The organism is Microbacterium sp. TW_SC_2 (assembly GCF_055361165.1).
Map to the genome: position 1 here is coordinate 1040580 of NZ_CM143952.1, position 20551 is coordinate 1061130.

24 protein-coding genes are annotated in these 20551 nt (G+C 69.9%); 13 read left to right on the forward strand and 11 right to left on the reverse strand.

Annotation, left to right across the window (positions count from 1 at the left end; all coding sequences use genetic code 11):
• Window positions 1–45: 45 nt before the first annotated feature.
• Window positions 46–1323 carry an exodeoxyribonuclease VII large subunit gene (gene xseA, locus ACWA14_RS04855; RefSeq protein WP_463796356.1) on the reverse strand — a complete coding sequence of 426 codons (1278 nt, stop codon included), beginning with the start codon at window positions 1321–1323 and terminating at the stop codon, window positions 46–48.
• 148 nt (window positions 1324–1471) lie between these two features.
• Between xseA and ACWA14_RS04860 the strand changes: the two genes are divergently transcribed.
• The 3 genes from ACWA14_RS04860 to ACWA14_RS04870 all read left to right on the forward strand — a co-directional run bounded on the left by ACWA14_RS04860 (window position 1472) and on the right by ACWA14_RS04870 (window position 4075).
• Window positions 1472–2515: a 4-hydroxy-3-methylbut-2-enyl diphosphate reductase gene (locus ACWA14_RS04860; RefSeq protein WP_463797360.1), complete on the forward strand. Its 1044-nt coding sequence runs from the start codon at window positions 1472–1474 to the stop codon at window positions 2513–2515.
• Window positions 2516–2517: 2 nt separating this feature from the next.
• Entirely contained in the window at window positions 2518–3306 is a 789-nt protein-coding gene (locus ACWA14_RS04865; RefSeq protein ID WP_463796357.1) for an IclR family transcriptional regulator, read from the forward strand.
• Window positions 3307–3547: 241 nt separating this feature from the next.
• Window positions 3548–4075, forward strand: coding sequence for a DUF6264 family protein (locus ACWA14_RS04870; RefSeq protein WP_463796358.1), 528 nt, complete (start codon window positions 3548–3550; stop codon window positions 4073–4075).
• Window positions 4076–4139: 64 nt separating this feature from the next.
• Here the strand turns inward: ACWA14_RS04870 and fbaA are convergent, their stop codons facing one another.
• A complete protein-coding gene (gene fbaA, locus ACWA14_RS04875; protein WP_463796359.1) occupies window positions 4140–5168 on the reverse strand; it encodes a class II fructose-bisphosphate aldolase in 1029 nt (342 codons plus the stop codon).
• 185 nt (window positions 5169–5353) lie between these two features.
• Between fbaA and glpX the strand changes: the two genes are divergently transcribed.
• Both glpX and ACWA14_RS04885 read left to right on the forward strand, forming a co-directional pair.
• The gene (gene glpX / locus ACWA14_RS04880) at window positions 5354–6340 is read left to right on the forward strand and encodes a class II fructose-bisphosphatase (RefSeq protein ID WP_463796360.1); all 987 of its coding nucleotides are present in this window, start codon (window positions 5354–5356) and stop codon (window positions 6338–6340) included.
• A gap of 222 nt (window positions 6341–6562) precedes the next feature.
• Window positions 6563–6853, forward strand: coding sequence for a hypothetical protein (locus ACWA14_RS04885; protein ID WP_463796361.1), 291 nt, complete (start codon window positions 6563–6565; stop codon window positions 6851–6853).
• Between the two features lie 67 nt (window positions 6854–6920).
• Here ACWA14_RS04885 and ACWA14_RS04890 read toward each other — a convergent pair whose 3' ends face one another.
• Together ACWA14_RS04890 and ACWA14_RS04895 are read right to left on the reverse strand one after the other, a co-directional pair.
• The gene (locus ACWA14_RS04890) at window positions 6921–8213 is read right to left on the reverse strand and encodes a DNA recombination protein RmuC (RefSeq protein WP_463796362.1); all 1293 of its coding nucleotides are present in this window, start codon (window positions 8211–8213) and stop codon (window positions 6921–6923) included.
• 51 nt (window positions 8214–8264) lie between these two features.
• Window positions 8265–8858, reverse strand: coding sequence for a 3'-5' exonuclease (locus ACWA14_RS04895; RefSeq protein ID WP_463796363.1), 594 nt, complete (start codon window positions 8856–8858; stop codon window positions 8265–8267).
• A gap of 60 nt (window positions 8859–8918) precedes the next feature.
• Between ACWA14_RS04895 and ACWA14_RS04900 the strand changes: the two genes are divergently transcribed.
• Both ACWA14_RS04900 and ychF read left to right on the forward strand, forming a co-directional pair.
• Window positions 8919–9659, forward strand: coding sequence for a class I SAM-dependent methyltransferase (locus tag ACWA14_RS04900; RefSeq protein ID WP_463796364.1), 741 nt, complete (start codon window positions 8919–8921; stop codon window positions 9657–9659).
• 48 nt (window positions 9660–9707) lie between these two features.
• Window positions 9708–10781, forward strand: coding sequence for a redox-regulated ATPase YchF (gene ychF, locus ACWA14_RS04905; protein WP_463796365.1), 1074 nt, complete (start codon window positions 9708–9710; stop codon window positions 10779–10781).
• A 25-nt stretch (window positions 10782–10806) separates the two neighbouring features.
• On the opposite strand, the gene ACWA14_RS04910 is transcribed toward ychF, so the two are convergent.
• Window positions 10807–11586, reverse strand: a complete 780-nt coding sequence (locus ACWA14_RS04910; RefSeq protein ID WP_463796366.1) for an alpha/beta fold hydrolase — start codon at window positions 11584–11586, stop codon at window positions 10807–10809.
• Window positions 11587–11670: 84 nt separating this feature from the next.
• Here ACWA14_RS04910 and ACWA14_RS04915 point away from each other — a divergent pair, with 84 nt between their 5' ends.
• On the forward strand, window positions 11671–13431 hold the full coding sequence (locus ACWA14_RS04915) for a GNAT family N-acetyltransferase (RefSeq protein ID WP_463796367.1): 1761 nt from the start codon (window positions 11671–11673) through the stop codon (window positions 13429–13431).
• 39 nt (window positions 13432–13470) lie between these two features.
• Complete coding sequence (locus ACWA14_RS04920; protein ID WP_463796368.1) at window positions 13471–13629, forward strand: hypothetical protein; 159 nt, start codon at window positions 13471–13473, stop codon at window positions 13627–13629.
• Here the strand turns inward: ACWA14_RS04920 and ACWA14_RS04925 are convergent.
• Window positions 13617–14462: a transposase gene (locus ACWA14_RS04925; RefSeq protein ID WP_463796369.1), complete on the reverse strand. Its 846-nt coding sequence runs from the start codon at window positions 14460–14462 to the stop codon at window positions 13617–13619. The two genes, ACWA14_RS04920 and ACWA14_RS04925, sit on opposite strands and share 13 nt — an antisense overlap.
• A 181-nt stretch (window positions 14463–14643) precedes the next feature.
• Between ACWA14_RS04925 and ACWA14_RS04930 the strand changes: the two genes are divergently transcribed.
• Both ACWA14_RS04930 and abc-f read left to right on the forward strand, forming a co-directional pair.
• Window positions 14644–15306 carry an alpha/beta fold hydrolase gene (locus ACWA14_RS04930; protein ID WP_463796370.1) on the forward strand — a complete coding sequence of 221 codons (663 nt, stop codon included), beginning with the start codon at window positions 14644–14646 and terminating at the stop codon, window positions 15304–15306.
• 67 nt (window positions 15307–15373) lie between these two features.
• Complete coding sequence (gene abc-f, locus ACWA14_RS04935) at window positions 15374–17038, forward strand: ribosomal protection-like ABC-F family protein (protein WP_463796371.1); 1665 nt, start codon at window positions 15374–15376, stop codon at window positions 17036–17038.
• 4 nt (window positions 17039–17042) lie between these two features.
• On the opposite strand, the gene ACWA14_RS04940 is transcribed toward abc-f, so the two are convergent.
• The 3 genes from ACWA14_RS04940 to ACWA14_RS04950 all read right to left on the reverse strand — a co-directional run bounded on the left by ACWA14_RS04940 (window position 17043) and on the right by ACWA14_RS04950 (window position 18421).
• Window positions 17043–17387, reverse strand: coding sequence for a LysR family transcriptional regulator (locus ACWA14_RS04940; RefSeq protein ID WP_463796372.1), 345 nt, complete (start codon window positions 17385–17387; stop codon window positions 17043–17045).
• Between the two features lie 148 nt (window positions 17388–17535).
• Window positions 17536–17832 carry a Fe-S cluster assembly protein HesB gene (locus tag ACWA14_RS04945; RefSeq protein WP_463796373.1) on the reverse strand — a complete coding sequence of 99 codons (297 nt, stop codon included), beginning with the start codon at window positions 17830–17832 and terminating at the stop codon, window positions 17536–17538.
• Between the two features lie 106 nt (window positions 17833–17938).
• Window positions 17939–18421, reverse strand: coding sequence for a GNAT family N-acetyltransferase (locus ACWA14_RS04950; RefSeq protein ID WP_463796374.1), 483 nt, complete (start codon window positions 18419–18421; stop codon window positions 17939–17941).
• 88 nt (window positions 18422–18509) lie between these two features.
• On the opposite strand from ACWA14_RS04950, the gene ACWA14_RS04955 reads away from it, so the two are divergent.
• Entirely contained in the window at window positions 18510–19049 is a 540-nt protein-coding gene (locus tag ACWA14_RS04955) for a Dps family protein (protein WP_463796375.1), read from the forward strand.
• Here ACWA14_RS04955 and ACWA14_RS04960 read toward each other — a convergent pair.
• Together ACWA14_RS04960 and ACWA14_RS04965 are read right to left on the reverse strand one after the other, a co-directional pair.
• Window positions 19015–19602: a DUF6328 family protein gene (locus tag ACWA14_RS04960; protein ID WP_463796376.1), complete on the reverse strand. Its 588-nt coding sequence runs from the start codon at window positions 19600–19602 to the stop codon at window positions 19015–19017. The two genes, ACWA14_RS04955 and ACWA14_RS04960, sit on opposite strands and share 35 nt — an antisense overlap.
• Window positions 19603–19706: 104 nt before the next feature.
• Window positions 19707–20300 (reverse strand): 1-acyl-sn-glycerol-3-phosphate acyltransferase, encoded by a 594-nt coding sequence (locus tag ACWA14_RS04965; protein ID WP_463796377.1) that lies wholly within the window; start codon window positions 20298–20300, stop codon window positions 19707–19709.
• 75 nt (window positions 20301–20375) lie between these two features.
• On the opposite strand from ACWA14_RS04965, the gene ACWA14_RS04970 reads away from it, so the two are divergent.
• Window positions 20376–20522, forward strand: coding sequence for a hypothetical protein (locus tag ACWA14_RS04970; protein WP_463796378.1), 147 nt, complete (start codon window positions 20376–20378; stop codon window positions 20520–20522).
• Window positions 20523–20551 lie beyond the last annotated feature (29 nt).

Sequence of the window (20551 nt, forward strand, 5' to 3'; positions counted from 1 at the left end):
GTGCGGATGTCGTCGTCGGATGCTGCGGAGCGGGAGGTCGGACCCTCACGGCTGCTCCGCGATCTCGCCCTCGGAGCGCGCGGCGACCGAGCCGCGGTCGAGCGTGATCGTCAGAGCGCTGCCGGCCGGGGCGTCGGCGGCATCGCGCAGGATGACACCGCCGTCGAGATGGGCGATCGCATAGCCGCGGGCCAATGTCGCGGCGGGGGAGAGGGCGCGCAGCGAGGCCCGGAGCTCGGTGGTGCGCCGACCGGCGAGGTCGAGCTGGCGCGTGATGCTGTCGCGTCCCCGCGAGAGGAGCAGCCAGAGGTCGTGGGCACGACCGTCGATGATCGGCGCGGGGGAGCGCAGCACGGGACGCGAACGCAGCTGCTCCAGCTGGGCGATGTCGTGACTCAACCGCTGGGTGAGACGCGACGTGGAGCGCGACCGCAGCTGCGCGATCACCGCCCGCTGCTCACCCACGTCGGGGACCACGCGCTTGGCGGCGTCCGTCGGGGTGGAAGCGCGCAGATCGGCGACGTCGTCGAGGAGCGGGTGGTCGTTCTCATGGCCGATCGCGCTCACGATCGGAGTGGATGCGGCGGCCACGGCGCGCACGAGCCGCTCGTCGCTGAAGCCGAGCAGGGTCTGCGGGTCGCCGCCTCCGCGCGCGATGATGATGACGTCGACCTCGGGGTCGGCATCGAGCCGGGCCAGGGCCGCGAGAGTGTCGGGCACGCACCGATCGCCCTGCACCGCGGCGTACTCGGTGCGGAAGCGCACCTGGGGCCAGCGCAGCTCGGCGTTGCGATGCACGTCCTTCTCCGCGTCCGACCGTTCTCCCGTGATCAGGCCGATCACGTGCGGGAGGAACGGCAGGCGTTGCTTGCGCCCCTGGTCGAAGAGGCCCTCCTGGCGCAGCTGCGCGCGGAGCTTCTCCAGCCGCTCGAGCTGATCGCCGAGCCCCACGTGCTTCATGGCCGAGACGGTGAAGCTGAAGTCTCCCGACTTGATGTAGTAGTCGGCCTTGACGGCGGCGACCACGTGATCTCCGACACCGAGGTCGGAGGGGATGCGGCCGCGCACGCTCGACCACACGCGGATCGAGATCTGCGCATCGGACTGCGTGTCCTTCAGGCGTGCGAAGACGTTCCCCCCGCGCACGTTCCACGAGGTGATCTCGCCCTCGACCCAGACGGTGTTCCAGCGCGCGATGAAGTCGCGGATCGTGCCGTTGAGCCGGGCGACCGAGGTCGGGGCGTCCGCGGTGGAATCGCGCGGAGCCACCGCATCGGCGGGCGGGCTCTCGCCGGGAGCGGTCGCGGCTTCGAAGGCTGTCATCTGGTGTGGGTCATCCTGCTCGTGATCGTGGTGTCCCGGCGCCGGGGTGTGCCCGGACATCGGCCTCCGGGCGCCCAGGCCCTTCCCGGCGAAGCGCCGGTAGAATCGAGGGGTGACCTCGACTGTCGTACATCTCCCCGCCCCCCGCATCCCTCGAGTGCGCGCGGCGTCCGGCCGGCTTCAGGATAACCCGGTGGTCGGACAGAAGCGGGTCCTGCTCGCCGCCCCGCGTGGATACTGCGCCGGCGTCGACCGGGCCGTGGTCGCCGTCGAGAAGGCCCTCGAGCGCTACGGGGCGCCGGTGTACGTGCGCAAGCAGATCGTGCACAACATCCACGTCGTGACCGAGCTCGAGGAGAAGGGTGCGATCTTCGTCGAGGAGGTCGACGAGGTTCCCGAGGGTGCGCACGTCGTCTTCAGCGCGCACGGCGTCTCGCCGGCCGTGGTCGGTGCCGCGGCGGACCGGGGTCTGCACGCGATCGACGCCACCTGCCCGCTCGTCACGAAGGTCCACCGTGAAGCCGTGCGGTTCGCGCGCGACGACTACGAGATCCTCCTCATCGGCCACGAAGGCCACGAGGAGGTCGAGGGGACCGCAGGTGAGGCCCCGGACCACGTGACGATCGTGAACTCGCCGGAGGACGCCGACCTCGTGCAGGTGAAGGACCCCTCCAAGGTCGTCTGGCTGTCGCAGACCACGCTCTCGGTCGACGAGACCATGGAGACCGTGAACCGCCTGCGTCTGCGCTTCCCCGAACTGCAGAGCCCCCCGTCCGATGACATCTGCTACGCCACGCAGAACCGCCAGGTGGCCATCAAGAAGGTCGCCGCTGCGGCTGATCTCGTCATCGTGGTCGGCTCGTCGAACTCCTCCAACAGCGTGCGTCTGGTCGAGGTCGCCCTCGAGTACGGCGCCAAGGCGGCCTACCGGGTCGACTACGCCGAAGAGGTGCAGCAGGAATGGCTCGACGGCGTCGAGACGGTCGGCGTGACCAGCGGGGCCTCGGTGCCCGAGGTGCTGGTGCGCGAGGTGCTGGCGGCTCTCGACGACGCGGGGTACCGCGACGTGGAGGAGATCCGCACCGCGGAGGAAGACCTGCTCTTCTCCCTTCCCAAGGAGCTCCGACAGGACTCGTCCGGACAGCGCGATGCACGGGCACTCGGTGGCCGGCCCTCCGGAGGAGGCGCGTAACGATGAGCCCCGCGGAGGCGGAGCCGACCCTCATCGGGTCGGTGCAGCGCGCTCTCCGCCTCGTCGACATCGTCGCCAACTCCGCTCGGCCCCTCCCGGTCAAGATGCTGGCCGCGATCACGGGCCTCACCCCGGGAACCACCTACAACCTCGTGCGCACCCTCATCCATGAGGGCTATCTGGCGGCGGAGCCGGACGGACTCGTCCTCGGCACCCGATTCCCGGTGTTCCGGGACGAGACCGATACCCGGGGCGTGTTCCTGGCCCGGGTGCGCTCGGCGCTGCGTGACGTGACCGACGAGGTCGGGGCGACCGCCTATCTCTCGCGGTTCGCCGACGGTGAGATGCACCTGGTCGACATCGTGGATGCCGTGCACAATCCGCGCGTCGAGCTCTGGGTCGGTCTGCAGTCGAGTGCCCATGCGACGGCGCTGGGCAAGCAGATCCTCGCCGAGCTTCCCGGGGAGGATCGTCTGGACTACCTCTCGCGCCATCGCCTGGAAGAGCTCACGCCGCGCACGATCAGCGACCGGCGGACATTGCTCACCCAGCTCGAGCACGCGCCAGGGTGGGTGATCGATGACGAGGAGTACGCGATCGGCGCCACGTGCGTGGCCGTGCCGGTGCTCGCGCCTCAGGTCACGGCATCGCTCGCGATCTCCCTGCCGTCGGACCGGGCCGTTGTCGATCGCGCGCTGGTCAGGAAGCTGCAGCGAGCGGCGCGGCGGCTGTCGCTCCAGTTGGGTGCGGACGACCTCGAGACCTCGCCCGGAGACCAGTTCACTATCTGAAGAAGACGGTCTGGTGCCGGAGGCGGCGCCTTCCTATGATCAGAACTGTGGCGGTCTGTGCAAACGGCGCTACTGGTTCGCGGATCGTCCCCAGCTTTCCGCGACCCTCTTGGAGGAGGCGCGTCCCCAGCGCACCGAATCCGCGGCCCCGAGGAGTCCCCAATTCTCCGGGGCCGCCATTCTTTTTTCCGGGTGCCTCCGGCTGAGAACCGCCCAGAGCAGGTGCGGTTAGCATGGCGACATGACCGATCACCGCCCGCAGTACGGCGAACTCGCGACACCGGAGGAGCAGCGCCGCGCCGCCGGTCTCCCGCCCCTCGACGAAATCGCCGCCTCCCCGGCGCCGGCCCCACCGCCTCCGGCGGTCGAGCCTTCCGCTGCCGCCCCGGCCCCTGCCCGCCGGGTCGACCGCTTCGTCACGATCGGACTCCTGGCCTACGGATTGGTGAACGTGGTCGTGACCGGGTTGTCGTACCTGGACCTGCCCGCCGTCATGAGCCAGACGATGAAGATGCTCGGGATCGCGGGGGAGTTCACCAACTTCGCTCAGGGGCGGCTCTGGGGCACCATCGCGGCAGGGCTGCTCGTCCTCGGCTGGGCGCTCACCGCCGCTCTCTCCATCCGTCGCCTCCGACGGGGGAAGGTCACGTGGTGGCTGCCGCTGGTCGGTGCCGTCGTGACCATCGGGGTGGTGTCGGCCTGTATCGCGGTGCCGATGTTCAACGACCCCGCCTTCGTGGCGTATCTGGAGCAGATGGCCGGCGGATGACGCCGAGCACAGCAGAGAGGGCGCCCGGCTGGTCAGCCGGGCGCCCTCTCTGCGTCGTGGTGTGTCAGCTCTGGGACTGACCGTAGGAGCCGAGCTGACGCGTGGACTCGAGAACGCGAGCGGCCATCGCCGTCTCCGCGATCTTGCCCCAGGCGCGCGGGTCGTACTGCTTCTTGTTGCCGACCTCGCCGTCGACCTTCAGCACGGCGTCGTAGTTCTTGAACATGTAGTCCGCGATCGCCCGCGTGTAGGCGTACTGCGTGTCGGTGTCGATGTTCATCTTGATGACGCCGTTGGCGACCGCCAGGGCGATCTCGTCGTCGGTCGAGCCGGAGCCGCCGTGGAAGACGAGGTCGAGGGGCTTGGCGCCCGTGTTGTACTTCGCCGCGACCTCGGCCTGGATGTCGCCCAGGAGCTCGGGGCGCAGCTTCACACCGCCCGGCTTGTACACGCCGTGCACGTTGCCGAACGTGAGGGCGGCGATGTAGCGGCCCTGCTCGCCGAGGCCCAGTGCCTGAACCGCCTGGTCCACGTCGGCGAACGTCGTGTAGAGCGCATCGTTCGAGCCCTCGTGCGCGACACCGTCCTCCTCGCCGCCGACGACGCCGATCTCGACCTCGAGGATCGCGTTGATCGCCTTCATCCGGGGGAGGAGGTCCTTCGCGATCTCGATGTTCTCCGCGAGGGGAACCGCGGAGCCGTCCCACATGTGCGACTGGAAGATCGGGTTGCGGCCAGCCTTGACCTCTTCCTCCGAGGCGGAGATCAGCGGCTCGACGAAGCCGGCGAGAGCGTCCTTCGGGCAGTGGTCCGTGTGCAGGGCGACCGTGACGGGGTAGTTCTTGGCGACCTCGGTGGCGAACCGGGCGAAGGCCAGGGCGCCGGTGGCGCGGGCCTTGACGGTGTGGCCGGCGAAGTAGTCCGCCCCACCCGTGGTGACCTGGATGATGCCGTCGGAGCCGGCCTCGGTCAGTCCCTGGAGGACGGAGTTGATGGTCTGCGAGCTCGAGACGTTGAATGCCGGGTACGCGAAGCCGCCGGCCTTCGCGCGGTCGAGCATTTCGGCGTACTGATCCGGGGTGGCGACGGGCATGAGAACTCCTGCGTATAGGTGAGCCGGGACAGCAGTCACTCTATCGGTGAGCGCACGGGCATGACGGAGGAGGGTGGCGGCCCGGGAGTGCCCTCTCGTGCGATTTCGTTAAGAAGAGCGATTCCTTCGCGCTGATAGCGGGGAAACCCGGTCATTTTCCGCGATCGCGTGGCTAGGCTGGCCCCATGGTGAGTCTGACAGCAGATCTGAGCCCTCTTCATCCCGACCGTAACCTTGCGATGGAGTTGGTGCGCTCGACGGAGGCCGCGGCCATCCGCGCGGTGCCGTTCATCGGCCGCGGAGCGAAGGAGGCGGCCGATGGTGCCGCCGTCGACGCGATGCGGGCGTTCCTGGGCACCGTCGACTTCCAGGGCCGCGTCGTGATCGGCGAGGGCGAGAAGGACAACGCCCCCATGCTGTTCAACGGTGAGATCGTCGGCACCGGGCGCGGGCCGCTCTGCGACATCGCGGTCGATCCGATCGACGGCACCTCGCTCACGGCCGCAGGCCGACAGAACGCCCTCTCGGTCATCGCGGTCTCCGACCGGGGGACCATGCTGGATGCGTCGACCGTGTTCTACATGGACAAGCTCGTGACGGGCCCTGCGGGCGTCGGTGTGGTCGACATCCGCCTTCCCATCGCCGAGAACATCCGCCGTCTCGCCGGCGCGCTCGACAAGCCGGTCGACGAGATCGTCGTCTCCGTGCTCAATCGTCCGCGCCACGAGCCGTTGATCCAGGCGATCCGTGACGCGGGTGCCGGTACTCGCCTGATGAGCGACGGCGATGTGGCCGGCGGCATCAACGCGGCGCGTCACGATGCGCGCACCGACATGTGCGTGGGCGTGGGCGGCAGCCCGGAGGGCATCGTCACCGCCTGTGCCATCAAGGCGCTGGGTGGTCACATCCAGGGGCGCCTGTGGCCCCGCGACGATGACGAGCGCCAGCGCGGCATCGATGCCGGCCTCGACATGGACAAGGTCTACGAGGCCGACGACCTCGTGCAGGGGAACAACACGATCTTCGTCGCCACGGGCGTGACCGACGGCCAGCTCGTCGCCGGGGTGCGGCGCGAGCGGGGATACGTCTACACCGAGAGTGTCGTCCTCCGTGGGGCGTCCGGCACGCTCCGACGCATCGCCTCCGAGCACCTCGTCTCCAAGTGGCTCTGACGCTCGATCCCGCCTGAACGCCCGCGCTCAGCCGTCATCACCGCCTCGGCGAGGGCAGATCGGCGGGTCGTTCGCGGACCGTGCGGACGGTCATCGTTATGGACCCGGTATGCCGGCTGGCAGTCGCGGTCCCCTCCATCGCGCGACACCGTGTGACAATTGTGACTGGGTTTGTCGCCGTCGCGGGGCCCCCAGGTACCGCGGGCAGAGGAGGACGAACAGATGACAACGCAGCAGACGAGTGGCTCCAAGGCCGCACCGACGAAGATCGTGACCACCAACACCGGACGGATCCTGCGCGTGAGCGCGGATGCCGAGGCCGGTGCCGTCGTACCCCCCGTCGCCATCGCACCGTCTCCGGTGCCGATGGATCCGGCCCGTCGAGCAGACGTGCTGTTCCGCGTGCGCCGTGATGAGGGCCACGAACTCAGCGCCTGGTGGATGGTCGGCGCCTTCGTCGCCACCAGCGGTCTCGTGATCCTCCTGCTGAGCGGGGTCCCGGGCATCGCCTGACCCCGTTCGCGTCGATCTTGCCGGGACGCTCTGGCGTCGTGTCATCGGACGCCGGTGTCCTTCGCCGTCATTCCGGCCGTGCGTCAGCGCCCGCGTCCAGCCGCGCACGCACCTCGCCGACGTCTGCACGCAGCAGCTCGGCCTCGTCGTCCGCGTCATCGATCGCCGTCTCGGGCGCGGGATCCGGGAGGACCAGTTCGGGGGCACTGAAGCGTCGCGCGGGGGCGGTGATCGGGCGGGGGTGCGCATCCAACGTCGACGAATCGATGCCGGGGAACTGTCGAGCGGTGACCAGCACGCGATTCTCGAGGGAACCCGCGAACTTGTTGTAGCTGTCGACCGTGCGCTCCAGCGCACGGCGCAGATCGTCGGCGTGCCCGGCCAGGGTGCCCAGCCGGTCGTAGAGCTGCGTCCCCAGCGTGAGCAGAGCGCGGGCCTCCGTCGAGACCTCCTGCTGCGTCCACGTGTAGGCGACCGTCTTCAGCACGGCCCAGAGATTGACCGGGGAGGCGAGAGCCACGCGCCGACCGAACGAGTAGTCGAGCAGGGTGGGGTCTTCGTCGATCGCCGCGGCGAGCAGCGACTCGCTCGGGAGGAAGCAGATCACGAACTCCGGACTCGCGTCGAGCCCTGACCAGTACGCCTTCTTGGACAGGGCATCGACATGCGCCCTGACCGCCTTGACGTGCCGCTGCATGAGAGCGCGTCGTCGGGCCTCGTTCGCGTCGCCCCCCGGGAGCGCGGAAGCCTCGAGGTAGGCGTCGAGCGGCACCTTGGCGTCGACCGGGATCGACGCGCCCCCGGCCAGGCGGATGACCATGTCGGGACGCCCCTGACCGCGGTCGGACGCGATCGTCGCCTGCAGATCGAAGTCGACGTGCCGCGTGAGCCCCGCCGCCTCGACGACCCGGCGCAACTGGGTCTCGCCCCACACGCCCCGCGTCGCGGTGGAGCGCAGAGCGCCGGCGAGAGATTCGGTCGTGGCGCGCAAGGCCTCGTCGGATTCCTGCGCGCGCCGCAGCTGCTCTTCGAGAGTGCCGAACTGCGCCTGTCGCTCCTGCTCGATCGCGGCGACCTTGCTCTGCATCTGCTGCAGGCTCTCGCGCACCGGAGCGAGCGCCGTGAGCACCGCATTCTGCTGCTGTACGCGCTGGGCTTCCGCGCGCTGCTCGATGCGCGCATGCTCGACGGCGTCGCGATACAGGTCGTACTGGCGATCGCGATCGTCTCGGGCCGCGGCCAACTCGGCCTCCGCACGGGCGAGGGCGGCAGCTCCGCGACCCGACTGGACGAGCCAGCCCAGGGCGCCGCCCGCCGCGAGTGCGGCGAGCACGAGCAGAACGATCAGTGACGCATCCATGTCCTCATGGTGCCCCAGGGGTCGGACATCGCCGGGACGCGCGCGGACAGCTCAGGCGACGGCGGCCTCGGGCACCCGCGCGGGGGCGGGCGTGACCCGGATCCCCAGCGCCTCGGCGAGGGAGAAGACGTCGTCCGCACCCACGCGGCGTGCGGCGTCGATCACGATCTCGGCGCACGCGCGGGCGTCGGCCAGTGCGTCGTGATGCGAGAAGTCCGCGAAGCCGGCGGCCGCCGCCGCGACGGGGAGGCGGTAGGAGTCGAGCTGATAGGTCTTGCGGGCGACCTGCAGGCTGCACAGCGAGCGGTACGGCGGGCAGTCCCCGCCCGTCGCCTCCGACGCGCGGCGCAGGACGTTGAGGTCGAAGCCGGCGTTGTGCGCGACGAGCACGTCGTCTCCGGCGAATTCGCACAGGAGCGAGAACTGTTCCGACCACGTCGCGGCCGCGCGCACATCCGCTGCCCGGATGCCGTGGATCCGCACGTTCCACTCCTGGAACTCGTCGTGGCCGGCGGGAGGCTGGATCAGCCAGCCGGTCATCGCGACGACCTCGCCGTCGCGGACGCGGACGAGTCCGACGGAGCAGGCCGAGGCGGGGCTGGAATTCGCCGTCTCGAAGTCGATCGCGGTGAAGTCCAGGGGCACGTCGTCCACTCTCTCCCGCGCATCGGGACCTCCGCGGAGGACTCGCCGTAGGCTGGCGACATGGCAGAGGAACAGGCGACGTCCTTCGGGGCACAAGCCGGGAACTATGAGGCCGGGCGACCGGAATACCCCTTCGACGCGGTGGCCTGGATGCTCGAGGCGATGCCCGAGGGCTCGCGGCGCATCGCCGATGTCGGAGCGGGAACGGGCAAGCTCACCCGCGCGCTGACGGCGGCACCGGGCGCGGAGATCGTCGCGATCGACCCGGACCCCGCGATGCTCGGGATGCTCCGCGGCAGTGTGCCCGGCGTCCCGACGTTCGTGGGTAAGGCGGAGCGGTTGCCGCTTCCCGACGCGAGCGTCGACGCCGTCGTGCTCGGCCAGGCGTGGCACTGGGTCGAGCCGCTCGCCGCATCGACCGAGATCGGCCGCGTCGTGCGGTCCGGGGGAGTGCTCGGGCTGATCTGGAACATCCGCGACGAGCGCCAGGAATGGGTGCGCCGCCTCACCGCGATCATGCACGGGAGTGCGGCGGAGGAGATGCTCGCCGCGGGCGACCCGGTGGTGTCTGCGCCGTTCGGGCTGCTCGAGCAGGACTCGTGGGAGTGGGTGCGTCCGATCAACCGGGCGCAGCTGCACAGCATGGCGAGTTCGCGAAGCCACGTCATCACCTCATCGGAGACGGAGAGGGCGCGCATCCGTCGCGACATGGATGCGCTGTTCGACGAGCTCGGTCTCGACGACGACGGCACGATCGACCTGCCGTACGTCACGCGGGCGTTCCGCAGCATCCGAGACTGAACGCTCGGCCCGCGTGGGCGGTGGCCGCGACCGGTAGACTCCTACCCCGTGGCTCTCACTATCGGCATCGTCGGCCTGCCCAACGTCGGCAAGTCCACCCTCTTCAACGCACTCACCAAGAACGACGTGCTCGCAGCGAACTATCCGTTCGCCACGATCGAGCCGAACGTCGGCGTGGTGAATCTGCCGGACCCCCGGCTCGCGACGCTCGCGGAGATCTTCGGGAGCGAGCGCATCCTGCCCGCCGCCGTGTCGTTCGTCGACATCGCCGGCATCGTCCGCGGGGCGAGCGAGGGCGAGGGGCTGGGCAACAAGTTCCTGGCCAACATCCGCGAGGCGGACGCCATCGCACAGGTCGTCCGCGGCTTCGCCGATGACGACGTCGTGCACGTGGACGGCGCGGTGAACCCGGCATCCGACATGGAGACGATCAACGCGGAGCTCATGCTCGCCGATCTCGAGACCGTCGAGAAGGCGATCTCGCGGTACGAGAAGGAGGTGCGCGGCAAGAAGATCGAGCCGATCGTGCTCGAGACCGCCGTCGCGGCGAAGGACGCTCTCGAGCGCGGCGTGCTGCTCTCGGTCGCCGGCATCGACCTGACTCCGATCCGCGAACTCGGTCTGCTGACCGCCAAGCCCGTCATCTTCGTCTTCAACGTCGACGAGGCCGTGCTCACCGACGATGCGCGCAAGGCCGAGCTCGCCGCTCTCGTCGCGCCCGCGAAGGCCATCTTCCTCGACGCCAAGATCGAGTCCGAGCTCATCGACCTCGACCCGGAGGATGCGGCCGAACTGCTGGCCTCCACGGGACAGGACGAGTCGGGGCTCGACCAGCTGGCGCGCATCGGCTTCGCCACCCTCGGTCTGCAGACCTATCTGACGGCCGGGCCGAAGGAGGCGCGCGCGTGGACGATCCCCCAGGGATCCAAGGCACCGCAGGCGGCCGGTGTCATCCACACCGACTTCGAGAAGGGGTTCATCAAGGCGGAGATCGTCTCGTTCGACGACCTCGTCGAGACGGGCTCCGTGGTGGAGGCGCGAGCCAAGGGCAAGGCGCGCCTCGAGGGCAAGGACTACGTGATGCAGGACGGCGACGTCGTGGAGTTCCGCTTCAACAACTAGAGCGAAGCCGGCGCGAACGGGCGGTTCATTCCCGGCTGTCGACGTCCCGACTCAGGACCTCTGGCCAGGCTTCGACGTCTCCCGGCGTGCGGGCGACCGTCACCGTCGCACGCGGGAGCAGCGCGGCGAGTTCTTCCGCGGTGGACAGAGGGTGGCCGGGATCGTCCACCCACGCCAGGATCGTCGTCGGCACATCGATTCGTGCGATGTCCGCAGGGGCGGGCAGGTCGCTGAGCGCGGCGCCGCGCAGCAACGACGGCAACAGCGCGTCGGGCACGTCGGGCCAGGTCTCCGGCGCACCGACGGTGGCCGGAGGCGGTGTCGATCCGCGGGTGGCTGAGAGGAAGGCCTCCACACCGTCGGATTCGATGAGCGCAGCCGCTGCTCGGTAGACCGCGGCTTGACCCTCTCTTGTCCGCCAGGCCGTGGGCGGCACCATGAGTGTGAGCCCGGTGAAGCGATCCGGCTCGATCGACGCAGCGTGCAAGAGCGTCGCGGCGCCCATGGAGGGGCCCACTCCGTGGACGGGTTCGCCCGGGAACGACCGGTCGAGCACGCGCAGAAGATCCTCAGCGAGGTTCTGCCAACGATAGTCATCGGGGACCTTTCGCCCGGTCGAGCGACCGTGGCCGCGCGCGTCGTACCTCAGCAGTCGGGTCCCGCTGAGCCCTCGACCGAGGTCGAGATTGAGCACCCGGTCTCGGGCCCGGCTCGACGTGAGTCCATGCAGCTGGACGACCGGGTGTCCGCCTTCGTCGCTCAGGGCGACGGCCAGCTCGGCCCCGGGTACCTCGACAGTGGGCATCAGGCTCCTCGGTCAATGACTCATCGACACCGCTCGGGCAGTCGTGTCGCGTCGCCAGGATATCTGGGCGATATGGTGCTACCCATGCGACTGACCAACGTCACGCACCTCCGCCTCCCGTTCGGACGGCTCTGGGGGTACGACGTGAGCGCGTCTGCGCTCGGTCGTCGCCTCCCCGTGTCGTTCGATCAGCGACTCCACGTCGGGCCCGGCGACCGACCAGGATCCTGGATGGCGCTCTCTTTCCGGCTGCCCGCACCGACTCCTCGTGAGTCGATCGCCGACGCCTGGCTGGCTGTCGTCGCCCGGCACGGCACGCTGAGATCGGCGTTCGCGCCCGGTGCGGACGGCGATCCGGTGCTTCACGAGATCGAGATCGGCCCCGGAGGCTGGGTCGAGCATGAGGTGGGCCCTGGTCAGGCTGTCAATGACGCGCTGCGGGACGTCCTCGACGAGGCCTGTTCGCCCTACCGGCGTCCCTCCCATCGGCTGTGCGTCTTGGAGACTGCTGCGGCGCTCACGGTCGTGATCGCAGCGGATCACGCCCACGTCGACATGTGGTCGATGCTGGTGATCGCGCGCGACCTGCTGTCCGCTCTCGATGCGGGGAAGGCGGGCGCGGCTCCGATGCCGGCGCCGGCGTTCGTCGAGCACACGCAGGCACTGCTGGATCGGGATGCCGCACCGGATCGCGTGCGTCAGCGCTGGGAGGACATCATCGAGGACAGCGGTGGCGTGATGCCGCGGTTCCCACTGTCACTGGGTGCGCCCGAACCGCATCGCGAGCGCGTGGAAGTCCGGGATGTGTTCGATGTCGACGATGCCGCGGCATTTGCTGCACAAGCTCGTGACGACGGCGTCTCGACCCTCGCGCGCGCCGTGGTCGCGATGACCGCGGTGACCCGTGAGGTGGCGAGCACGGCGCTGAGGGCCGTCTTCCCCGTGCACAGCCGCTTCGAGGACAACTGGCATGACTCGGTCGGGTGGTTCATCACGAACTCGGTCCTCGAGTCGGACCTCGCCGAACCTCAGGCGGCGGCGGCCGCGGTGAAGGAGGCGGTGCAACTCGGAGCGTGGCCGCTCGCCGATGTCCTGGCTCCGTGGGGCGGCATGCCGGTGGGTCCCGGGATGTTCGCGATCTCGTGGCTGGACCTGCGCAGGCTGCCCGTGCGGATCGACTCCGTCGGGCTCGACGCCCACTACGTCAGCGCGGCGACAGACACCGACGGCGTCATGCTGTGGTTCATCCTCGACGAATCGGGTCTGCATCTGAGGTGCCGTTATCCCGACACCCCTGAGGCTCGCGCGAACGTGGGCGGATGGCTCGACCTGCTGGTCGCCAGGCTGCAGGCGGACGCGCGATCCTCGGTTCGTGGGCGGTTGCAGGCGGCAGGGCGGACCTTCCGGGTCGAACGGGCGAGCCGCGATGACATCGAGGCCATCGCAGCGCTGCTGTTCGATGATCAGTTCGGCGCGGACAGTGAGAGCGTCGAGCTCGAGCGATATGAATCGGCCTTCAGCGCGGTCGCGCGAGACGGCTCCCACTACCTCGGGGTCGTCCGTGACAAGGCCGACCATATCGTCGCCACCATGCACCTGACCGTGATCCCGGGCCTCTCCCGCGGTGGTTCGACCCGCCTGCAGATCGAGGGGTTGCGAGTCGCAGCGGAGGAACGGTCACAGGGCCTGGGTGCAGCGATGCTCGAGTGGGCTCACGAATTCGGTCGCGCGCGTGGGGCGCGACTGGCGCAGGTCACCACCGACGAAACACGGGATCGGACGCGCGCCTTCTATGCCCGACTCGGATATCAGACCGCTCACGTCGGGCTGGAACGGCACCTGTAGCGGCGTACGCTGTGCGTGTCGCCCATCGAAGGATTCGCCATGTCTGACCACAACGAGCACATCCCCGCCCCGGACGAGCCGTCAGTCCCGGAACTCGAACTCGACGAGACCATCGCGCCGCGGCCAGAGGAGGAGATCGCCGATGCCCTGCGCGCGAAACCCGACCTCGGTGACCACAGCGGGTCTCAGCCGAGCTGATCGCGCGCCGCCTGTGCCTCGGCGACCGTCTGAGACGCGGCGCGCAACTCCTCGGCGCTCGCCGCCTCGCGCTCTTCGGCGCTCCGGGCCTCGGACTCCGCCTGTTCGGCCTCGCTCCTCGCCGTCGTGAGCTCGGCCTCGAGCTCCGCGATCCGCGCGGTCAGCTCCGCCGCCCGGCGTCCGGCATCCGCGTGCGCCTTCTCGGCTCTGGCGTGCGCGCGTTCCGCCCGGTCGCGGGTCTTCTCCGCCTCTCGCACCGCGCGTTCTGCCTCGCGACGCCGGCGTCGGGCTCCGACCTCGTCGGCCGGCGCGGAGGGCGGCTTCCGCGCCTTCGGCGCTCCGCCCGCGACGACCGCCCCGAGATCGACGGTGCCGGAAGGTTCGAGGTCGCGGACGAGCCGGCCCGAGGCGACGGCCGCGGCGGCATCCGGGTCGAAGAACGCGGCGGAGAGCGTCTGCTGCACCGCATCGAGGGTGGCGGGCGTGACCCGCTCGCCGCGAGCCGTCGCCAGTTCCGCCGCGCCCTGCGCGAGACGTCGGGTGAGAGCGCGGCGTTCCCGGCCGAGCCTCGAGAGCGTCGCGGCATCGAGATCGTCCTGCGCCTCGCGCAGCTCTGCGGCGAGCTGCAGCGCCTCGGCGAGCTGATCGGCGCGCTCGCGGGCGAACACGTTCACGACCCACGCCGCCACCGAGGGCTTGCGCAGGGCCTTGATCTGCGCCGACAGGGCCGAGTCCGCCGTCTCCTTCGCGCGGGCCTCGCGGGCCGAGACGAACTCCGCGGGAGGCCCGCTGTAGAGGTCGGCGGCGATCGAATCCACGGTCTCATCGGCCATCGACTTCCGCTCCCTGCTTCTCCGTGTCCGCGCGCACGGCGGCGGCACGAGTCTAAGGTGCGGCTCCTCGAGCCGGGAAGATACGCTGGATGCGGCCCGTTCGGGCGTCCCCTCATCTCTGGACGCTCTGCGACGCGCCTCGACACCGATGACATCCCACCCCGCGAGGAGACCGCCGAGAATGGCCGACACCCAGATCTTCGAACCCGATGGACGCGCGATCCCGTACGCCGCAGAGGGCCAGGGACCCGCGCTCGTGCTGATCGCCGGGAAGGGCCTGAACATCGACTACCTCGGGCTGTTGTCGCACTCGGTCTCGGAGGAGGACTTCCGCGTCGTGCGGGTCGGCTCCCGCCGCCCGGTCTCCGACGCCACCGGGTCGGTGTCGATGAAGGACCTCGCGCAGGACGTCATCGACGTCATGGATCACCTCGGCGTGCGGGATGCGTGGATCGGCGGCCACGCGTTCGGCGGATCGATCGCTCGGGTCGTCGCGCTCGATCACCACGACCGCGTCAACGGCGTGCTGCTGCTGGGCGTCGAAGGTGCGGAGCCGAGCCCCGACGCCTCGGTCGAGGTCCCGGCGCACGCCCGCGATGCCGAGGTCGAGGAGCTGCAGACCGCCGCGTGGGAGGCGCCCGCTCCGCTCGCCGAGGGACTGCCCGTGCTCGTGGTGCAGGGAACCGACGACCACATCACGCCCGCGGCCAACGGAACGGCCCTGCAGGCGTCCGCCCCCGACCGCGTGAGCGTCGTGCCGGTCGACGGCGGCGGATACCTGTTCCCGTTCACGCACATGGGGGCGACCTCGTGGGCGATCGAGGACTACCTCGACTGGGACTGACCGCGCTCGACAGGATTGACCGCGCTCGGCGTCGCATTCACGACGCGGGGGAAGACAGGATGACACGATGACCGCGACTCTCGTCGCCCAGAAGCTGGCCGGAGGATACGGCCACCGCATCCTGTTCGAGGGACTCGACCTGACGGTCGCGCCCGGCGACGTGATCGGTGTGGTGGGCGTCAACGGTGCGGGCAAGTCGACCCTGCTGCGTCTTCTCGCGGGCGAGGATGCGCCGGCGGGCGGGACGATCTCGCTCGCCCCCTCGGATGCCTTCGTAGGGTGGCTGCCGCAGGAACACGAGCGCGTGGCCGGCGAGACGGTCGCCGAGTACATCGGGCGGCGAACCGGCTGCGCACAGGCGACGACCGACATGAACGCGGCCGCGGAGGCGCTCGGCGATCCCTCGCTCGCGCCCGCCGGAGTCGATCCCGCTGATGCGTACTCCGCCGCGCTCGAGCGCTGGCTCGCGAGCGGGGCGGCGGATCTCGACGAGCGTCTTCCCGCCGTGCTCGCCGACCTCGGCCTCGACATCGACGGGGGGCCTGCCGACCAGGCGCTGATGACGGCGCTCTCGGGTGGGCAGGCGGCGCGCGTCGGCCTGGCCGCCCTGCTGCTGTCGCGCTTCGACATCGTGCTGCTGGACGAGCCGACCAATGACCTCGACCTCGACGGTCTCGAGCGGCTCGAGACGTTCGTCCGCGGACTCCGCGGCGGCGTGGTGCTCGTGAGCCACGACCGCGAGTTCCTTGCCCGAGCCGTGACGCGGGTGGTGGAGCTGGATCTCGCGCAGGGGTCGAACCGTGTGTACGGGGGCGGTTATGACGCCTACCTGGAGGAACGCGCGACGCTGCGGCGTCAGCAGCGCGAGAAGTACGACGAGTTCGCCGACAAGAAGTCCGACCTCGAGTCCCGGGCGCGCACGCAGCGCGAGTGGTCGAGTCAGGGCGTGCGCAACGCGATGAAGAAGTCGCCAGACAACGACAAGATCAAGCGCAAGGCCTCGATGGAGTCGAGCGAGAAGCAGGCCCAGAAGGTGCGCCAGATGGAGAGCCGCATCGCTCGGCTCGACGAGGTGGAGGAGCCGCGCAAGGAGTGGCAGCTCGAGTTCACGATCGGCGCCGCGCCTCGGTCGAGCTCGGTGGTGTCGACGCTGAGCGCGGCCGAGTTCCGCCAGGGTGATTTCACGCTCGGCCCGGTGTCGCTGCAGGTCGACGCGGGTGACCGCATCGGCATCACCGGCCCGAACGGGGCCGGCAAGTCGACGCTGCTGCGCGGACTCCTCGGCCGGCAGCTCCCGGATGCGGGCTCGGCGAGCCTCGGGTCCCGCGTCGACATCGGCGAGATCGACCAGGCGCGATCACTGCTGGTCGGTACCGCTCCGCTCGCCGATGCGTTCGAGGCACTGGTGCCGGAGATGGCATCCGGCGAGGTGCGCACGCTGCTGGCGAAGTTCGGGCTGCGGGCGGACCACGTCACGCGCCCGGTGGACGGACTGTCTCCGGGAGAGCGCACGCGGGCGGCCCTGGCGCTGCTGCAGGCGCGCGGCGTGAATCTGCTCGTGCTGGACGAGCCGACCAACCACCTCGACCTCCCGGCCATCGAGCAGCTCGAGCAGGCCCTGGAGTCCTACGAGGGAACCCTGCTGCTCGTCACCCACGATCGCCGGATGCTCGACACGGTGCGCATCGATCGCCGGTGGCACGTCGAGCGGGGTCAGGTCGTCGAGCGCTGAGCCGTCAGCGTCCTTGACGCTTCTTGTACGGCTTCGGCTGGCCCTTCACGATCGGCGCGCGGCCCTTGCCCTTCGAGGCCTTGGCCTTGCCCCCGGCGGGCGCGGGCGCGTTCTTCACCGGTTCCGGGGCGGCAGCGATCTTCCCTCTCGCCTCGACCAGCAGCAGTTCGCCGACCGGCGTCAGGCGCGTGGGGCTCTCGCGGTGGATGATCGGATGCCCGACCTCCTGCTCGAGCTTGTCGATCGAGGTGTGCAGCGAGGCCAGGGGGATGCCGAGCGCCTCGGCCGCGCGGGGGAAATGGAGTTCCTCGGCGAGGACGACGAAACGGCGGAGCAGAGCGATCTTCACGGAAACCCTTCGACGCACGCGCGGACTGCGCGGCGCCTTCCAGGGTACGCGGTGGGGAGCCCCTGTCGGGAAGCTCCCCGCCGGACACGACGGATGCCGCGACCCCGAGGGGCCGCGGCATCCGGAATCCTGTTGTCGCTGCGAGCGCTCAGGCGGCAGGGAGCACGGCGAACGACACGGACCCCGCCTCGTCGACACCGGCATCGAGGATCTTGTCGTCGAGCGCGACGGCCGCGGCCTCGTCCAGGAACAGACGGGTGCCGGAGATCTCCACGACCTGGTCCTGGGGCTCCGGATCGGCGGCGACGAGCACGGCGAGGCTCGCGTTCCCGCCCGGCTCTGCGGCGGGAGCGGAGTGGATGCGAAGCCCGGCATCCGGCGCATCGGTCTGACGGCTGACGAGGGTCGTGACGATGGCGGTGGCGTTGTCGGTGAGGGTGAGCATGCGCTCTCCTTCCGTTCGGGGCATGCCGCGGTCGCGGCACGTCCGGGCTACGATTCCCCACACGCGGACGCAGTTCAACCCCGACGCGCCGGTTCGGAGGAACCTCCTAGGTGCGCAGGGTCTTCCGCATGAAGACCTGCTCGGTGCCGTCCCCGTCGGGGATCCGCTCGCTCACCGCATACCCGCAGCGCTCGTACAGGCGGATGTTCGCCTCGCTCAGACTCCCGGTGAACAGTTCCGCCTGCGAGGCCCCGGACCGTTCCTCGGCAGCGGTGAGCAGCAGCCGTCCGATGCCCTCGCCCTGCTGATCGGGCGCGACCGCGATCCGGCCGATCAGCAACAGATCGCCGTCGATGCGGTACCGGATCGCCCCGACGAGGCGGTGGCCGGTGCGCGCGCCCAGGGCAGTGCCCTCGCGCAGTTCGGCCGTCACCTGCTCCAGCGTCTGCGTCAGCGGCGGCATGTCCGTGCTGCCGTAGATCTGCGCCTCCGAGACGAAGGCCGCCCTCTGCAGGGTCAGCACCTCCCCGGCATCCGCATCGGTCAAGGGCTCGACACTCGTCTCGGTGTCGTGGTTCTCCGTGCTCATCGTTCTCCTTTCCGTGCCACCTTCCGGGTGTCCGTGTGACGCTGTCAACCCCCTCGGAATCCGGCCGGCCGGTCATTACCCTCTCGGTATGGCTGAGAACACGAAGACCCCCTCCACGACCACCGCACGCGGATCGAAGACCACGCGTCGTCAGAACGCCGAGCGCGGTTTCACCGCATCGAAGGACCTCGCCGCGAACCTGCAGATCGTGCTGGTCGACCTGCTCGAACTCGCTCTCCAGGGCAAGCAGGCGCACTGGAACGTCGTCGGTCAGAACTTCCGCGACACGCACCGTCAGCTCGACGAGATCATCGAGGCGGCGCGGGAGTTCAGCGACACGGTCGCCGAGCGCATGCGGGCCCTGCACGCGGTTCCCGACGGCCGCAGCGCCACGATCGCCGCGAAGACCACGCTCCCCGAGTTCCCCGCGGGGGAGGTCTCGACCTCCGAGACCATCGACCTGATCACCGAGCGTCTGGATGCCACGGTCGCCACGATGCGCGGTGTGCATGACGACGTCGATGAGGAAGACCCCACGTCGGCCGACATCCTGCACGCGGTGATCGAGAAGCTCGAGCAGTTCGCGTGGATGGTCAGCGCCGAGAACCGGACCCCCGCCGGCCGCTGATCTTCCCCCGGGGTCGGTCGGCCCCAGGATCGGTGTCGTCGTCGCTGAGGAAGCGACGGCGCACCATTCGCGGAATCGCCAGCCACAGCAGGAGCACGCCGATCACGGAGACGATGAGCGTGATGATGCCGGCGGTGCGGTTCACGGTGAAGTCGATGATGAGCGTCGTGACGCCGATCGTGAGAGCGGCGATCACCACGAGGTCGATCTTCACGATGCGGGCTGCGACGTCGACGAGGCCCGGCTTGCGCCGCCGCCCGAAGAGCGTGCGGTGCATCACGACCGGGGCCAGCGCGAGGATCGTCGCGAGTGACGCCAGGGCGACCAGCACGACGTATCCCTGACGCTGCAGCGCATCGGTCTCGGTGAAGCGCGGCTGGAAGGCGACCGCGAGCAGGAAGCCGGTCAGGATCTGCGTTCCGGTCTGCATCACGCGCAACTCCTGCATGAGCTCGTCCCAGTTGCGGTCGGCGCGCTCGTTGCGGGTCTCATCGCGGCCGTCCACCCGGACGTCGTCACCGACGGTGTCGTCGGAAGGGGACTCGGGGCTCATCACGCCAGTCTCGTGCGAGGGATCGGCGGTGTCCAGCCGGGAGGGCAGCGAGCCGCGCTGCGGCGATGCCGCAGCGGTGAGCGCTCGTCACACGGCGGCAGTCGTCATTCGGCAAGGCCGGTTCGCCCCTCGGTCTCCTCGCGCAGTCGCGGCTCGGTGCGGCGTTCGGGGCGCAGACCGGCCTTGTCGGCGTAGAACGCCCGGATCCGATCCATGTCGGCGGACACGTCGCCGGTGAGCTCGACGGTCGGCCCCAGCCCGGAGGTCATGGTGGTGCGGTCGACGAAACCGAGGGTCAGGGGCATCCCGGTCTCGCGCGCGATCCGGTAGAAGCCGGACTTCCAATAGGTGTTCCCGCCGCGAGTGCCGTCGGGCGTGATCACGAGGCCGAACACCTCGCCCGCGTGCACCTGCCCCACGACCTCCGCGACGACACGGCCGGGATCCGCGCGATCCACCGCGACGCCGCCGATGCGGCGCATGAGCGGCCCCCGCCAGCCGCGGAACAGGCTCTTCTTGCCGAGCCAGTGCACATCGATCCCGAGGCGCCACGAGATGGCGAGCATCAGCACGAAGTCCCAGTTGGACGTGTGCGGAGCGCCGATCAGGATCGTCGGGCGCGTCGGCACGGCGTCGTGTCCGACCAGCGTCCAGCGGCTGAACGCCCAGTAGAGGCGGGCGAGGGATCGTCTGAGCATGCCTCAACCGTAAGCGATCCTGACGCGACCTCCGGAGCCGGAGCCACCCGGCCGAGGGAGGCGTACCATCGAAGGATGACAAATTCGGAGCAGGACGTCACCGAGCAGCATGCGCCCATCGGGCTGCCGCCGCTGCCGGGCGTCGTGAACCTTCTCGACGAGGATGCCGCGGGCTATTGCAGCGGCGGCGTCTGCCACGTTCCGGCGCCCCAGGCACCGTAGGAAGCAGCAGACGCCGCGCCGCGTCGACG